The 15,513-nt window shown below is 68.7% G+C and carries 12 protein-coding genes; 6 read left to right on the forward strand and 6 right to left on the reverse strand.

The genetic code is table 11. The features are described 5' to 3' along the window. Positions 1-810 precede the first annotated feature (810 nt). From IE206_RS37660 to IE206_RS37670, 3 genes are all read left to right on the forward strand, one after another. Positions 811-1,266, forward strand: coding sequence for a transcriptional regulator (locus tag IE206_RS37660; protein WP_189970461.1), 456 nt, complete (start codon positions 811-813; stop codon positions 1,264-1,266). Then, the gene (locus IE206_RS37665) at positions 1,263-1,640 is read left to right on the forward strand and encodes a hypothetical protein (RefSeq protein ID WP_189970463.1); all 378 of its coding nucleotides are present in this window, start codon (positions 1,263-1,265) and stop codon (positions 1,638-1,640) included. The genes IE206_RS37660 and IE206_RS37665 overlap by 4 nt, the downstream gene beginning before the upstream one ends. Before the next feature lie 152 nt (positions 1,641-1,792). Next, on the forward strand, positions 1,793-2,050 hold the full coding sequence (locus tag IE206_RS37670) for a hypothetical protein (RefSeq protein ID WP_189970465.1): 258 nt from the start codon (positions 1,793-1,795) through the stop codon (positions 2,048-2,050). Here the strand turns inward: IE206_RS37670 and tpg are convergent. The 6 genes from tpg to IE206_RS37700 all read right to left on the reverse strand — a co-directional run bounded on the left by tpg (position 2,047) and on the right by IE206_RS37700 (position 12,119). After that, on the reverse strand, positions 2,047-2,658 hold the full coding sequence (gene tpg / locus IE206_RS37675) for a telomere-protecting terminal protein Tpg (protein WP_189970467.1): 612 nt from the start codon (positions 2,656-2,658) through the stop codon (positions 2,047-2,049). The genes IE206_RS37670 and tpg overlap by 4 nt on opposite strands. Positions 2,659-2,667: 9 nt before the next feature. Next, positions 2,668-5,202, reverse strand: coding sequence for a helix-turn-helix domain-containing protein (locus tag IE206_RS37680; RefSeq protein ID WP_189970469.1), 2,535 nt, complete (start codon positions 5,200-5,202; stop codon positions 2,668-2,670). 1,157 nt (positions 5,203-6,359) lie between these two features. Continuing rightward, positions 6,360-7,343, reverse strand: a complete 984-nt coding sequence (locus tag IE206_RS37685) for a ParB/RepB/Spo0J family partition protein (protein ID WP_189970471.1) — start codon at positions 7,341-7,343, stop codon at positions 6,360-6,362. Next, on the reverse strand, positions 7,340-8,581 hold the full coding sequence (locus IE206_RS37690; protein ID WP_189970473.1) for a ParA family protein: 1,242 nt from the start codon (positions 8,579-8,581) through the stop codon (positions 7,340-7,342). The genes IE206_RS37685 and IE206_RS37690 overlap by 4 nt, the downstream gene beginning before the upstream one ends. Before the next feature lie 729 nt (positions 8,582-9,310). After that, entirely contained in the window at positions 9,311-10,048 is a 738-nt protein-coding gene (locus IE206_RS37695) for a TetR/AcrR family transcriptional regulator (RefSeq protein ID WP_189970475.1), read from the reverse strand. Positions 10,049-10,211: 163 nt separating this feature from the next. Then, positions 10,212-12,119: an acyl-CoA dehydrogenase family protein gene (locus IE206_RS37700; RefSeq protein ID WP_189970477.1), complete on the reverse strand. Its 1,908-nt coding sequence runs from the start codon at positions 12,117-12,119 to the stop codon at positions 10,212-10,214. 425 nt (positions 12,120-12,544) lie between these two features. Between IE206_RS37700 and IE206_RS37705 the strand changes: the two genes are divergently transcribed. From IE206_RS37705 to IE206_RS37715, 3 genes are all read left to right on the forward strand, one after another. Continuing rightward, the gene (locus IE206_RS37705; RefSeq protein ID WP_189970479.1) at positions 12,545-13,231 is read left to right on the forward strand and encodes a ScbR family autoregulator-binding transcription factor; all 687 of its coding nucleotides are present in this window, start codon (positions 12,545-12,547) and stop codon (positions 13,229-13,231) included. Positions 13,232-13,336: 105 nt separating this feature from the next. Next, complete coding sequence (locus tag IE206_RS37710) at positions 13,337-14,566, forward strand: cytochrome P450 family protein (protein ID WP_189970481.1); 1,230 nt, start codon at positions 13,337-13,339, stop codon at positions 14,564-14,566. Between the two features lie 312 nt (positions 14,567-14,878). Then, on the forward strand, positions 14,879-15,508 hold the full coding sequence (locus IE206_RS37715; RefSeq protein WP_189970483.1) for a ScbR family autoregulator-binding transcription factor: 630 nt from the start codon (positions 14,879-14,881) through the stop codon (positions 15,506-15,508). Positions 15,509-15,513 lie beyond the last annotated feature (5 nt).

Genomic DNA, 15,513 nt, shown 5'->3' on the forward strand with positions numbered 1-15,513 from the left:
GCTCCGCGATTCCCACAAGGCATTGCGAAGCAATGCCCAACTACCGTGCAAAGCACGGTAGTTAACACTTCATCAGGCGAGTGCAAAGCACCGCCAACCCCACTCCAACCAACCCACCCCAGGCCCGGAGTGAAACGCAGGGCCACCCGTTCCGGGCGTGGATGGATGCGCAGCTTTGCATGCACTGACTGCATAATATGCCAGATTTGTGATGCTATGCCGCCTCCCAAGAGTTGATGCAACATGTAAGAATGGGAAATTCTTATGACTCCCCCTACACGCCCTGTAATTCGTTCGAGACAAGTTCTTCCCGGTGGCTGCCATTTTTCTTCCGAGCCAGGGAGAGAGCACCAAACCGCCTTGGGGGCGGTTAAGGGGCCCCGCAGAGAGGGGCAAATGTCCCCGTTTTCGGGGACAAAGTCGCCGCTTGGGTCGGCCCTTGATCCCCGCAAGGTAGTCAAGGCGCGCAAGGTCCTGCCGCTCGTGTCGACCACTGCCTTGTTGTGAGTGCTGTTGGCGGCGGCGCAGGTGGCATCGGGCTCGTACAGCCTCCTGCGTCTCGTCCCAACTCTGCACAGCCCGAGCCAGCGCGCGTAGGTCGAGGTGACGTACCAGAGAAGTACATAGAGAGATCACGCATCGTCGCAGGTCAGCGACCATGGTATGTGCTGTTAGAGGCTATTCAAGTGTCGTTTTGGGACGCTCCTTTCCCCTGGAGGGGAAGCCACCCATTACCTCAGGGCGCGTACATCGTTCCCCTATAGGGGAAATCCCGAGGTGAGGAGCGGTATGGGCCGGGCAAGGCCAGCGGTGAACACCGGTACGGGCGAGTACGTTCAGCTGGAGCTGCTGAAGGAGAACGACAGGCCATACGACTGGAGCGGCGGCGGGCGGCACGTGAACGCCAGCAAGAAGCTCGGAGCCGCGCTATGGGAGAAGGGCAGTGGCTACACCAGGAACGACAAGCTGGTCTATGGGTACTACCTGTTCAACTCCCCGCCCGGGGACGAACCGTTGCGCCAGAGCTTTCGTGAGATCGGCGGCAGCCTGGAGTTGCGTCCGACCGCCGTGGGCAAGTCCGTGGGTAACCTCAACAGAGGAGGCTTCCTCCTGGAGACGGAGAAGGTAGGCCGGGTCAAGTTCTACAGACTGAACTCCCGGGCGGCCTATGACGGCCCTTCAGGGCAGCAACGTAGGGCCACGGAGCACGCCCGACACCCTGTGACCACATGCCCGCCGGAGAAGAAAGAGGAGGAGACGTCATGACGTCGCCGATCTCCGATCCACTGGCACCGCGTTTCATGGAGGCCGGCCAACTCAACGACCTTCTGCTGCGGTCACAGCTGAAGCAGGGCGCGGACCTGAAGATCCTCATGTACTACGCCACCGCCGTTCCGGTCGGAGACCCTGTTCGCAGCACGGCTACAGATGTCGGCAAGATGGTCGGCCTGAGTACCACCAGTGCCTCGCGCAGCATCGGCCGACTCTCGGAGAACGGCTGGCTCCAGCTCGCTTACACAGCTGTAGGGGTGAAGTTCTACCGGCTCGGGCCTGCGGCCATCGGCGAGAAGGACGCTCCTACGTCTTTGGACGACTCGGATGCTCCCCTGGCGACCGTTCGACAGCTCCACGCTCTGTAGAGGCAGCTGAGCTGACGCAGCCGTACAGCGAGACGGTGCTGCACCCCGCAGGGGCGCGGCGCCGTTTTCTGCGTCGAGAGGGCAGTACATCGTTCCCCTGGAGGGGAAACCTTACTTCCCGCCCACGTCAGCGCTGGCGCACCACCGAGTGCATGCTGGGGCTGGCTGACATGTCGATCCGTATTCCGGTCGAGGTTCGGGATCATCTGGCCGCAGCCCGGGGGACCACGATCGGACAGCTGGTGGCCGCGCTGGCCCGGCGCGCTCGGACCCAGGAGCAGATCCGTGAGTCCTATGAGCACGACCGTGACTATCTCGCCGGGCATCTGGTCCCGGGGCTGAGTGACGTGGATGCGGAGTGTGGTCTGGCAATCCTGGCTGACATCAAGCGCTCCGGAAAAGCCACCTAGAAATCCAATTCCACGTACTGAATTCCGTCGAATTCCACCTGCAGACCCTGCGCCCGGGTGCCGCTGTTCTTGAAATACTCCTCCTGTAGGCCCTCCGCGACGATGTTTTGCAGTTGGGCGTGCGTCGCACCTGAGTCCTTCGCGGTGAACAGGCGGGCCGCGTACGAGGGGGGCAGGTGCTGGGTGATGAGGCGTAGGCGGGGGTCGTCGGTGGAGGTGCCGGCGGCGGAAAAACCGAAGCGGGCCCTGGTCTCCACGGTGATCCCGCCGGTCGTGGAGGCGCGCTTGCGGGCTGCTGCGCGTACCTTCGGCTGCCAGGTGCGGCGTACCGCTGCTTCGATGCGGGAGGCGAGGACGCCTTTTGCTTTTTTGATTTTTTTATCGCGGTAGCGCTCGACCGTGCGCTGGGTGGTGCCGACCTGGCGGGCGACGCGGCGGGCGAGTTCGGCGTTGGAGGCGGGCTTGGTGCCGGTGGTCCTGGCGTGCTTGCGGTCGGCGATCTGGGCCTGCTTGAGCAGGTAGGTGATCTGGCCGTATGTGGTGGCCGGGATCGGGCGGTGGACGTTCTCCTGTTCCGCCCGCTCCAGTGCGTCATCGATGAGCCCCACGGGTCTCTCCTACTCTCCGCTGTCCTCGTTGGACTGGGGATCTTTGATGTGGCGGGCGGGGTTGTCGCCCTGGTCGAGGAGGTGGGCGGCCCACAGGAAGGGCTGGACGCCTTCGACCTTGACCATGCCGGGTGATACGCCGAGGCGGAAGATTCCGGGCAGCGGCTTGCCGTCGGGGCCGGTGGGCAGCAGGTTCTGCGGGGCCTGGCCGTCGCTGGGGTAGACGACGCAGTCCGAGAGGACGGCGATCGGGTACAGGCCCGCGGCCGCCATTTTGAGCATCTTGCGGTGCATGTTGATGCGGGCCGTGGAGATGATGGCGGCGCGGATGTCGGGGCGCCAGGTCGGGCGGGCGAGGGCCGGCCAGGGTTCGCCGGGGCGGTAGTTCTTGCCCTGGGGGCGTTCGCGCATCTTGCCGACGCCTCCCTTGACGGTGCCCTTGATCGCGGTCAGTACGGCGGCGAGGCCCGGGTCCTGTTGTTTGTGTACGGACATGGCTTCGACGAAGTCGGGGGCGGCCATGCCGGGGGTGACGCCGAGCTGCTCCATCACCGTCAGGTAGGCCTGGCGCAGGTGCTTGTAGAGCGGGTCGAAATAGGCGCCGTTGTCGAAACGTACGACCTGGTGGAGGAAGGCGGGCGGGGCGGTGGTCAGGCCCAGGCGGTCGAGTTGGGCTGCGTCGCCGCGTTCCCATGCGGCGGCGGGCACCGGGATGCCGAGGCGGGCGAGCTGCTCGGTGGTGGGGCGTACCCAGGCTTCCAGCGGCTGTACGTGGTGGCCGAGTTCGGCGGCGTAGGCGACGGTGGGGGTGGCGTACCAGGCGGGGCCGGTCGGCTTGGTTCCGTCGGGAGTGAAGGGGTTGGGCAGGCGGGGGTCGATGTCGATGTGCGACAGGTCGACGTGCCAGGAGCCGGGCAGCGCCTTGTCGAAGTCCGGGGCGTTGAGGTGGACGGCTTCGCCTAGGCCGACGACGAGGCGGTTGAGGGCCGCGGCGAAGGCCATGTTCACGTCGAGGCCGAGGGCGTACGGCTTGAGGCATTCCTCGTCGGTGAGCAGTTCCGGGTCACGGATCCACTCGTACGCCTCTTCGTTGATTGCCTGTTCGATAGGTCGATTGTTTGTTCCCCACAAGGTGGAGGGGACGGGGTGTTCGGCGGGGGCCTCGCAGGGGGCGGGGTCGACGGCGAGGGTGAGCGAGCCGGGCTGCGGGCCGGACATCCAGCCGCCGTCTTCGCTGCGTACGGCGCGGGTTCGGGGACGCAGGGCTTCCATCAGGGCGATTCCGCAGGTCGCTCCGCCGCCGCGCGGGGTGAGGACGAGGCCGGCGTACGTGGCGAGGACGCGGGCGAGTTCGGGCGGCGGGATCTCGCCGGCGGTGGCTGCGCGGGCGAAGTCCTTGCCCCAGTCGCGGGCGTCGAGGGCTCCCCAGGAGACGAGGGCGAGCTGAACGCACTGGCGGCGGTTGCCTGTTGCGGGGCGGTAGATGCGCGGCCAGGGGCCGAGGCCTCGCTTGGTGAGCTTCCACTTGGCCCGGGTGAGCGCCTTGATCACTTTGTGGTCGTCGGGGAGGCGCTGGGCGCGCTGGACCGCCGGGTCGTCGGGGAGCTGGGCGGGCAGGCCGAACCGTACGGCGGCGGATTCGGTGAGCACGATCAGGGGGTCGGCGTCCTTGCCCGAGGGGTGCAGGGCCTGGGCGCCGACACCGGATTCGTTGAGGGTCCAGTCGACGAGGCCGGAGAGGGTTTTGGCGGGGCAGTCCAGGACGAGGCCGCCGGTGCAGTAGGCGGTTCCGTCTCCGTCCAGTACGGCTAGGGGGCCGTTGGGGTAGGGCGTATCGGGGGTGGGAGTGGGAGTGGGCTTGGAAGTGGGGGCTTTGGGGGGTGGGGTGCGGGGCGTTGTGCGGGTGGGGGTTTTGGCGGGGGTCCCGGTGGGCCTGGGGTTTTGGGTGAGGGCGGGCTTCGGGGGAGTGGTGGCTGGGGAGGGTGCCGGGGTCGTTTGGGGGGCGATTATCACGGCGTGATAATCGGCGGCCGACTGTTGGGGCTGGGGCGCGGGGGGCTGAGCCGGGGTGGGCGGCTCGGGTGCGGGTTGGGTCTGGGGCTGTTCGGGGGCGGCGGCATCGGTCTTCGGTGCCGCTTCGTTCTGCGGCTCCGTGATTATCACGGCGTGATAATCCGCAGCGGCGGCCTGGGGGGCGGGGCGGCGCGGTGCGGCTTCGGGGGCCTGGGGGGCCTGGGGCGCTGGGAGGTCGGGCTGGTTGGGCTGGCCGGGCTGGTTGGGCTGGCCGGGCTGGCCGGGCTGGCCGGAGGGATAGAGCTTGGCGAGCTTGTTGAGGAAATGGGCGTACAGCTCTCGTTGAGGGGGGCGCGGGTGGGTGCGGCCCTTCTCCCAGTCGACGAGGGTGGCCTTGCGTACGCCGAGCGCTTCGGCGAGTGCCTCCTGGGTGAGGCCGTGAGCCTTGCGCAGCCGTTCGCGCTCGCTGGGCGGCGGCAGGAACGGCTGGCTTGCGATCAGGGCGTCGATCGCGTCGAAGCGGTCGGACATCGGGCACCTCCTGCCCCAAGGCTACCTTGAGGCGGACTTTGACCGTACTTTTGGCGTACTGGTGTGTCGGGGTGGGGCTGGGGCCGCTGGTGATTATCACGGCGTGATAATCACGGCGTGTGGGTTGAGGCTCCTGGGTCTGGGTCTGGGTCTGGGGCCTGCGGTGTGCTGTCGGTGGCGGTGTGCTGTGTTGGCCGTTGGGGGCCTGAGGCTTCGGGGCGGACTATCACGGCGTGATAATCCGGGAGTCGGTCGCCGCCCTTGGCGAAGTGGCCGTCGGCTCGGCTCAGTTGCGGGTTCGCTCTGACAGGCCGGGGCACCCCTCTGGGCGAGCGCGAGTCAGCCGCCGATTATCACGCCGTGATAGTTGGACCGGGCCCGAGCATCCACGTGGTGGGGAGCGGTCGTGATTATCACGGCGTGATAATCGGCGCTGGCTGCCTCCAGGGGCTGCGGTACCGGCCGCACCCCGGACCAGGCTTCGCCGATGGGGCGGCGATTATCACGCCGTGATAATCCGGTGGTTGGCCCTGGCTTCCGGAGGTTCGGCTCGGGGGAGGGCCGGTTGGGGACCGGTCGGGGTGCCGGGTGGAGCTTGGTCGGCGGCCGTGATTATCACGCCGTGATAATCCGGCGAGCGCGTCGACCGTCGGTGGCGGGGCCATGGCCGCGGAGCCAGGGGCGAGCCGCTGCCAAGGTCCCCGTGATTATCACGGCGTGATAGTTGGACCGGCCCGAGCGCCCACGTGGTGGGGAGCGGCCGTGATTATCACGGCGTGATAATCCGGTGCTCGCTCGGCGCGCAGCTGTCCGGGGTCCGGCCGGGAGGGCGCCCGGTGGCGGACGAGCAGGAAGCGCGGTTCGGCCGGGGCCGCCGATTATCACGCCGTGATAATCCGGGTGGGGAGCTGTCCGGCCAGGTACCCCAGCTCGGTCGCATCGTAGGCGGGGCTTCGGCTCGGGCGTGATTATCACGGCGTGATAATCACGCGCGCTCCGCTGCTTCCCCGGCACCCTGCCTGGTATCCCGCCAACCGCCGGTGCTCTCGGGGAGGGTGGGGCCCAACTCCCGCTGCCCTTCCACTCGCCCGCTCCCGCGGATTATCACGGCGTGATAATCCGGGGCCGGTCGCGGAGGGCCGGTTGGCGGGGCGCCGCTACGGGTGGGTCTTGAGTTCCTCTCGGTTCTTTCTCTGGAGGAGCACTGTCAGTTGGAGGCGCTCGGTGGCGGGGACGCGGGCGATGATCATGGCGGCCAGGGCGTTCATGTCGTCCCACGGCATGGTGGCCACCGGGTCCGAAGGTGCGGCCTGGTCGTGGTGGTCGGGCTGGGCCGGTACGGCTGGTGCTGCTGCCTTCGGGCCGGCCGGGGTTGGCTTGGCAGGGTCGATTATCACGGCGTGATAATCGGCGGCCGACTTCCGTTCGGCGCGCTGCTTGGCTTCCTTGGCGCGGGCGTCGGCCGCGGCGCGCTGTTCCTCGGCGGTCAGCTTGCCGAGGTTGCGTACGTGCTCGACCTGGCGGCGGCCTTCGGCGAGTTCGGCCTGGAGGTCGGTGGAGAGCTTCAGCAGGGACAGCTTCGAGGAGATCGTCGCCTGGGAGATGCCGAGCCGGTGGGATGCCTTGGTCTGGCTTCCGTAGAACTTCACCAGCGCCTCGAGGGCGTGGGCCTGCTCGAGGTCGGTCATGTCGTCGCGGTGGAAGTTGGCGACGAACGCGGCCTCCAGGAGTGCTTCGTCCGTGGCCACGCGTGCGTTGTCGACCTGGACCCGGAGGGTCTTGAGGCCGGCGCGGCGGGCGCCTTCGAGGCGGCGGTGGCCGTCGACGACGATGTACTTGGCGCCTTCGTCGAGGTCTGCGGTGCGCTCCGGGCGGGCCTGGAGATAGGCGTCGACGGAGGCGACGGTGATGGCGTTGACGAGGCCGAGCTCCTGGATGCTGCGGGTCATGCCGTCGAGGTCGCGCAGGTGGTCGCGGGGGTTGTCGGGGTTCTGGCTGATGAGCTCGACGGGGAGCTCGGTGGGGTCGGGGACGCCTGCGGTGGGGGCGCCGGTGGCCGCCCCGATGGCGGCGCGGCGGGCGCTGACCGGGCGGGCCTGGCCGAAGGAGGCGCCGGCGCCGAGTCGTTCGGCCTTGCTCATGAGATCTCCCTTGCCAGGGCGCGCATGCCGATGGCCTGGTCGGACTTGGGTGCGTACGCGAGCAGCGGGCGCTTGAGGCGTACTGCTTCTTTCTGTTCCTTGAGGTCGGCGATGACGCCGACGACGCGGGGTTCCTTTATGTCGGTCCAGGCCTGGAGGGACGAGGTGGCGATGTAGCCGCGGCGGCCGTCGTACTGGTTGACCACGATGCCGAGGTAGTCGATGTCGAGGGCGAGGTCGCCGCGGAGGTCTTCGATCTGGCTGGTGAGCAGGTCGTAGGCGTCGGCGGAGCTGTCTTCGGCCTGGACGACGATGAGGACGCCGGAGGCGCCGGGGGCTTCGTTGGGGCGGCGCCGTCCGTAGTGGACGGCGGCGTCCATGCTGAGGCCGAGGCTGGGCGGGCAGTCGACGAGGATGGCGTCGAATTCGCCTTCCAGGGGGGCCAGTGCCCGCTCGAGGGAGGCTTCTCTGGCGCGTACCGCGGAGAGGCGGACGTCGAGGAGGAAGGCGTCGTGGCAGCCGGGCAGCAGGTGGAGCCGGTCGCCGAAGCGGTCTTCCTCGATGGGGACGACGAGGTCGGCGAGGCGGCCTGCCGCTTCTCCCGCCATGTGTTTGGTGAGGCTGTCGCCCTCCATGGGCAGGGGGGTGTGGCCGAGTTGGCGGGTGAGGTGGCACTGCGGGTCGAAGTCGACGAGCAGGACGCGCAGCCCGAGGCCGGGGAGGTCTTCCAGGGCGAGCGGGTCGGAGCCGTCGTTGTCGTCGAGCAGGGCCGCGAAGTATTTGGAGACGCGTACGGGGTGGAGGGTGGCGGCGTCCTCGGCGAGGGCTTCGCCGGTGCCGGCGGTGATGGCGGTCTTGCCGACGCCGCCCTTCTGGTTGCAGACGATGATGCGGCGGGGGATTTCGGGGCGTACGACGGTGGGGGCCGGGTGGGTCTGGAGCCAGACCTGGACGGCCTGGGCCAGGCCCTGGGTGAGGGAGATCCCGCGGTCGGCGGCGATGTTCCTGAAGGTGTCCCACTGGCCGGCCGGGAGCCAGGTGGAGAAGGAGTCGGCGCCGGAGGTGTCGACGGCGGTGGGGGCGGAGGCGAGGGCGGACCACTGGGCGAGGCCCTGTTCCACGGCGCCCTGGATCTCTATGCCGAGTTGGGCGGACCGGATCTTCAGATCCTGCCTGAGCCAGCCGGGCAGTTTGGAGACGACCTTCTCGCGGTCGCCAGCGTTCGCGGGGGAAGCCATAGGAGGAACCTTACTAACGAACTTGCTCAACTTCCGTACCGACACGTTAGTTAGGTATCGGGTGGGGGCTCGATTATCACGGCGTGATAATCGAGGGGCGGCTCGCCTCCGCCCTGGTCCTGACCTCGCCCTGGCCTCATCCTGGCCTCCTCCTTGCCTTGCCATCGGCCCGGGCGGCTGCCTCAACGGGCCAGGATGGTGAGGAGGTTCGGGGGATTATCACGGCGTGATAATTGCGGCCCGGTGGGCGAGGCAGCCTCGGTCACCTCGGTCCCGCTGCGCGGTGCGGTCCGGATTATCACGCCGTGATAATCACGTGCGGCGGGGAGCGAGGGCAGGCCGGGGCCCGTGCGTCGGTCGGCGGCGAGGCGAGGCGACGGGGCTCAGAGGCGGGACGGGAGTTGTGAACGGCAGCGCCGGGTCCAGCCGGGCGAGGTCGATTATCACGGCGTGATAATCCCCCGATCCCCCTGCCACCGGGGCTTGCTGAGTTGTCCTCAGGGGGCCCGCCGCCGGGCTGACGCCGGGGGCGGTCGCCGGGGGGCTGGATTATCACGCCGTGATAATCCCGGACGCAGGGCGGGGGCGACCTCTGGCCTGCGGCAGCGCGCGGTCCGGATTATCACGGCGTGATAATTCCGCGCGGCAGGGGAGTGGAGCGGATGCCAGGTCGACCGGTACGGGGGATGGACCGGTCGACCCGGCAGTCTGGGGAGTGGTGATGCCGGGTCAGGCCGTTTTGCTGAGGCGGACTTCCAGGCCGTCGAGGATTCGCTCCAGGCCGTAGACGAAGTTCTCGTCGCGGGAGGTGCGCGGGTCCTTGCCGCGCTTGTCGGCGTAGCCCTTCTGCAGGCGCGGGTAGGACTGGGCGGCCTCTTCGGCGGCGGGCCACAGGCGCTCGACCCAGTCCTGTTCGGTCTGGCCGCTGCGGGCGAGCATGGTGAGCCAGGCCGCTTCGCTGGTGGTCATTCCGGTGACGTACGCGAAGACGGTGCGTACCGCATGATCGGACTCGTCGAGGGGGAAGCCCGCTGCCTCGAAGGTGGCGATCATGCGGTCGGACAGACGCATCAGGTTGGGGCCGAGGTAGGCGACGCCGACCTCGCCGAGCACCGAGGCGATCCAGGGGTGCTTGAGGATCATGGCCCGCAGGTTGTGGGCGCGCAGGGTGGTGGCGTCGCGCCAGTGGGCGGGCTTGTCGGTGTCGGGCTCGTCGAGCTCGCCGTACACCTCGTCCACGACGAGCTCGATGAGTTCGTCCTTGTTGGCCACGTGCCGGTAGAGGGAGGTGGCGCCGGCTCCGAGGCGGGTGCCGAGCTTGCGCATGCTCAGGGCGTCGATGCCCTCGGAGTCGAGGAGTTGTACGGCTTCGGCGACGATCTGCTCGCGGCTCAGGGCCGGCTGTTCGCGCCGGCCACGCGGGCGGGTCCACACCGAGGGAATCGTCTGCTGCTGGTCGATGGGCACGTGGCCTCCTCATCTGCCCGTTGTGTGGGGGCGCCTGCGGATTATCACGGCGTGATAATCCGGGCCGGTCGTGCTCTGCGAATCACCGTAGCGCACACCATTCGCAACTAGCGTACACCATTCTTCTTCTGAGTACAGTGTTCGCATGGCTTGATGTGAGGAGTCAGCAGGGCGTGCGGTACCCCTCGGTGGCGGGCTCGGCCGTGTAGTGGCCGATGTGGTCGCCGGCGGCGATGGGGATGCGGGCCAGGATCTCGGCGGGGACGTCGAAGGCGTCGACCAGGGTGGTCATGTGGGGGGCGAGGTCGGCGAGGATCGCGTTGACCGTGCGGGGCAGGGCGCGCACCTGATCGGCTGTCATGTGCTCATCAGCGAGCAGGTCGCCGGTGTGCTCGGTGATCTGCTTGAGCAGGAAGAGCCGGCACAGGCTCTCCAGAAGGAAGCGGGCGGTGGGGTCGAGGGCCTGGGCGGCCGCGGCGAGGAAGGCGTCGGCGGCCTGGAGGCGGGCGTGGGCGGAGACCATTTCCAGGGCGGCCGGCGAGGTCTCGTTCCAGCGGGACAGCGGGTCGCCGCAGGGGCCGTGGCGCAGCGCGGTGCGGGCCCTGGCCTGCCAGAGGCCTTCGACCTCGGCGAGCAGGTCGCGCAGGAAGTGCAGGTCGGTGAGGCTGCGTTCGGCGGCGGGCACGCGGGCGGAGGCCTTGCGGTCCACCTGGTGGCCGAGCACCATCTCGGAGGCCGCCTTGACCCAGATGACGAGGTTGTCGCCCTCGGCGGTGATGCCGCCCTCGATGTTGAGGGTGAGGTCGGACAGGCCGTTGGCGGGGAAGAGGCCCTGGGCGCCGCAGCGTTCGCGGCACTCGGTCGTGATGCCGCGGGCTTGCCAGGTGATCCAGCCCTTGGCGATGGCCACCAGGCGCTCGGTCTCCTCGCGGTCCTCATCGGTGTGCCGGGCCCAGCGGTCCACGGTGGTGCGGTGCAGGAACGTCATGGCGTAGGCGGTGGCGAGCTTGTCAAGAAGGCGGCTGTGGTGGCTGCGGTGGGCGGCCAGCGTCACCTGCTGCCCGGCCTTGGGGCCGGCGATGAGACGGTCGTGGGAGTAGCGCACGGCGATAGAAAGCGCTGTACGTGCCATACCGAGCGTCCCGGCGCTCATGCAGAGCTTTCCCATGGTCACGCGGCCGATGGAACGGAGCAAGCGCTTTCTCTTGTTGCCGAGATTGCTGCTCAGCCTGCCCTCCGCGTCCAGCCGTCCGTGGGGAGCCTCCAGGAGGGCTTCGCGGGGGAGCCACACGTGGTCGAAGGCGGTGAGGCAGTGGTCGACGGGGGTGCCGGTGCGCTCGGGCAGCGGCTGGACCTTCACGCCGGGCAGGTGGCCGTTCTCGTCGCTCAGGGGGGTCAGGAAGAGGAAGATCCCGTGGTCCTGGTCGTCGACGAGGAGGCGGGCCGCGACCACGGCGCTCTTGGGTCCGCCGATGGTGCTGGTGTTCGGCATGAACTTCTGCGCACCCGGGTTGGGGGTGTGCAGCACGAACCCGTCGGTGGTGCGGTCCAGGGTCGCGGTGGTCTCCATGGAGGCGACGTCGTTGCCGTGGGCGAGCTCGGTGCAAAGAAACGTTCCGGTGCGCTTCATCGACGTAAAGGCGGACAGGTCCCGGCCCTCGTTGTCGTGGTCGAGGAGGCTGCCGAGGAACAGGTTGTAGTGGATGCTCGCCACGGTGCACAGGCCGCCGTCCACGGGGCCGGTCCACTCGTGCAGGGCGGCGAGGCGGTGCGGGTCGTCGGCGAGTTCCTCGGCGCTGTCGACGGCCTGGTTGGCCAGGCGGAGGCGCCGGTAGGAAAGGGCGGCCCGCTCGGCGGGGGCCAGACCCGGGCGGTGGGCGAAGTCCGCCCCGCTCACCAGGCGGCGCCAGGTCTCGTGCACACGGTCGCGGTCCTGGCGGTCGAAGAGCAGGTGGGCCAGTTCACCGGCCGCCAGGGCCGAGGCTCCGAAGGCGAAACGGCCGTCTGCGCCGGCGGCCCCCTCGATCTCCGTGTCGACGAACGCGGTCTTCTGGAACGTCAGCAAGGTCATGGACCTCTCCCCGTTGATGAGAACCCGACAGGTGGGAAGCTCAGGCCCTAAAGATACGTACCAACCGGTTTTGTTTTCAAGCCCCTTCTTGAGGCTGCCTCAAGCGGCACTTGAGCGACGCTCGTGCCCGTGCCACTCTCCGATCACACCGGAATGGCCCATTCAGGGCATGGGGCCCAGCTCCGGGGGTAGTTCGGCCACGGAGGGCCGCCCTCGGGCTCGCCGACTCTGCCCATTGAGAAACCGATCAGCTGGTTTTATTCTGCTCGATGTCTGGTCAGTCGTCGATGATCGTCAGGGAATAAGCCTTACTGGGCGGAAATATGCAGGTTTGGCACGCACGCTGTTGCGGAGTGTCGCCACTGCTAGAATACGAACCCTTCGGTTTCTTTCTCGGCTGGTCAGGGCAGGTATGGAGGTGGGTTGTGGCGCGGCAGGAACGAGCGGTTCGGACTCGGCAGAAGATCCTTGTTTCGGCGGCCGAGGTGTTCGACGAGGTCGGGTACGAGGCGGCGACGATCACCGACATCCTGAAGAAGTCGGGGATGACCAAGGGAGCTCTGTACTTCCACTTCACCTCGAAGGAGGAGCTCGCCCAGGCGGTGCTCGCGGAGCAGGTGCTGGCCATGCCGCTCGTGCCGGAGCGGGACCTGAAGCTGCAGCAGTCGCTGGACGAATCGCTGCTGCTCACGTACCTGCTGGGGCGGGACACGGGTGATCCGATCGTGCAGGGCAGCATCCGCCTGACCGTGGACCAGGGTTCGCCGAGGGACGGTCTGGACCGGCGGGTGCCGATGGCGGGGTGGATCCAGCACAACGTCGAGCTCCTGAGTGAGGCGAAGGTCCGCGGGGAGATCATGGCGGACACGGATGTCACCCGGGTGGCGAAGCTGATGGTGGGCTCGTTCACCGGGATCCAGGTGCTGTCGAGGATCATGTCGGACCGCACGGACATGGCGGAGCGGGTGATCGATCTGTACCGGCATGTGATGCCGTCGATCGCGATGCCGGCCGTCCTTGTGCGGATGGACTTCACGCCGACGCGGGGGCCGGAGATCTACGAGGCGGCGATGAAGCTGCGCGGTGGTGCGGAGCTGGTGCTGCCGGGCTGAGTGGGCCCTTTTCGGCGTTACGGGGGCGGGCGGGGTGGTGCGTGTGCACTGTGTGTGCAGGTGTTTTGGTACGTCGATGCAGTGGTCCACTGAGCGGAGGCACGGATGAGTCAGGCTGTCTGCCCTTATGCGCTGGATGTCACGGGGCGGGATCTCGCGGGCGAAGCGGCCGCGCTGCAGGCGCAGGGGCCGGCTGTCGAGGTCGTGCTGCCGGGCGGCGTGCGGGCGTGGGCGGTCACACGGCACCGTTACGTCAAGCAGCTGCTGCTCGATCCGCGGGTGTCCAAGGATGCCCGCCGCCACTGGCCCGAGTTCGTCGAGGGGCGCATCACGCAGGAGTGGCCGCTGTATCCGTGGGTGGCGAACGAGAACATGCTGTTCTCCTACGGGGACAGCCACGCCCGGCTGCGGCGGCTGGTGTCGGGGGCGTTCACGATGCGCCGTACGGAAGCGCTGCGGGGCAAGGTCGAGGCGGCGGCCGAGCGGCTCCTGGACGCCCTGGCCGAGGTGCCGGCGGGGGAGACGGTCGACTTGCGCACGTCGTTCGCCAAGCTGCTCCCGATGCAGGTGATCTGCGAACTGTTCGGTGTGCCCGAGGAGTTCAGGCAGCCGCTGTGCGCCACATTGGAGGTCGTCTTCGACACGGTGGTACCGGCCGAGGAGATGGACGCGGCGCGCCTTGAGGCGTACCGGATCCTGGGCGAGCTGGTGGCGGCCAAGCGGGCGCGGCCCGGCGACGATCTGACGTCCGCGCTGATAGCGGCGCGCGACGACGGGGACCGGCTCAGCGAGGAGGAGCTCCTGGGCACGCTGTATCTCATGATCGCGGCGGGCCAGGAGACGACATCGACGCTGATCGCGAACGCGGTCGGGGCGCTGCTGGCCCGTCCCGGACAGCTGGCGCACGTACGGGCCGGGCGGGCCGGGTGGGCCGAGGTGATGACCGAGACGCTGCGCACGCACAATCCCGCCGCCTTCCAGCCGCTGCGGTTCGCGGTGGAGGACATCGACCTGGACGGCCTGACGATTCGTCAGGGCGATGCCATCGTGGTCTCGTTCGCGGCGGCGGTCTCGGACCCGGGGCAGCACGGGGCGGACGCGGGCGCGTTCGATGTGCTGGCCAGGCGCGGCGAGGACCTGGCCTTCGGGCACGGGGTGCACCGCTGCCTGGGGGCGCCGCTGGCCAAGCTGGAGACGACGGTGGCGCTGGAGGCACTCTTCGGGCGGTTCCCGCAGCTTGCGCCGGCCGGGCCGGTGGAGGACCTGGAGCCGCTGCCGTCGTTCATCGTCAACGGGTATGCGGCGCTGCCGGTGGTGCTGCGGCCCGCCGCCTGAGTCCGCACCCCGCGGGAGGACCCGCACGAGCTCCGCGGCCTGCGCACGGCCGCGGAGCTTTCGCGTTCCCGGAGGCGGGGCGGATGTGCGGCAGTGTGCGCCGTTGCGCACACTGTACGCTCCGCCGTACGGTGTTCCTCGCGGCCTGCGGGGTTCGAATCCCCGTAGACCGTGAGGTTTCCCCTGGAGACGTGCATGAGCCATCTAGAAACCGCCTCAGCGGTTTGTTAAGGTGAAGTGTGCGGTCTTCACGCACAGGCCGAACGAGGGTCTCTCGCGCACGGCATCCCTCCGCACTAACGGAGCGCCTTGATGGCAAGACAGGAACGCGCGGTACGTACGCGCAATGCGTTGATCGAGTCGGCCGCCGAGCTGTTCGACCGGGACGGTTTCGAGACGGCGTCGCTCTCCACGATCAGTGCCCGTGCCGGTGTGAGCAACGGTGCGCTGCACTTCCACTTCGCGAGCAAGGCGGCCCTGGCCGGTGCGGTGTGCGAGGCGGCGGCGCAGCGCCTTGGCCGGATCACCGGGGGCGGCGGGGAGCAGGCGGACGGCGCGCTGCAGATACTGATCGACGCCAGCCACGCCCTGTTGCGGGGCTTCAGTCACGACGTGGTGCTGCGGGCGGGGTTCGACCTCGGCGACAGCCCGGAGTCGACGGGTGCGGGGGAGGACCTGCACCGGCGCTGGCAGGGCTGGGTGGAGGCGGTGTTCGCCCAGGCCGACCGCGAGGGGACGCTGGCCGGCGACGTGTCGGCCCAGGACGCGGCGCTGGCCGTGGTGGCCGCCGTGGCCGGCTTCGAGGCGCTGGGCGGGCAGGACCCCCAGTGGCTGTCCCCGGCGACGCTGACGCGCTTCTGGGGGCTGCTGCTGCCCCGGCTGGCCGAGAAGTCGGTCCTGGACCGCCTGGTGGCCTCGGGGACGGCGTCACGGGCGGGCTGAGGGCT

Source organism: Streptomyces violascens (assembly GCF_014649955.1).
In the GTDB taxonomy this organism is placed as follows: Bacteria; Actinomycetota; Actinomycetes; order Streptomycetales; family Streptomycetaceae; genus Streptomyces; species Streptomyces violascens.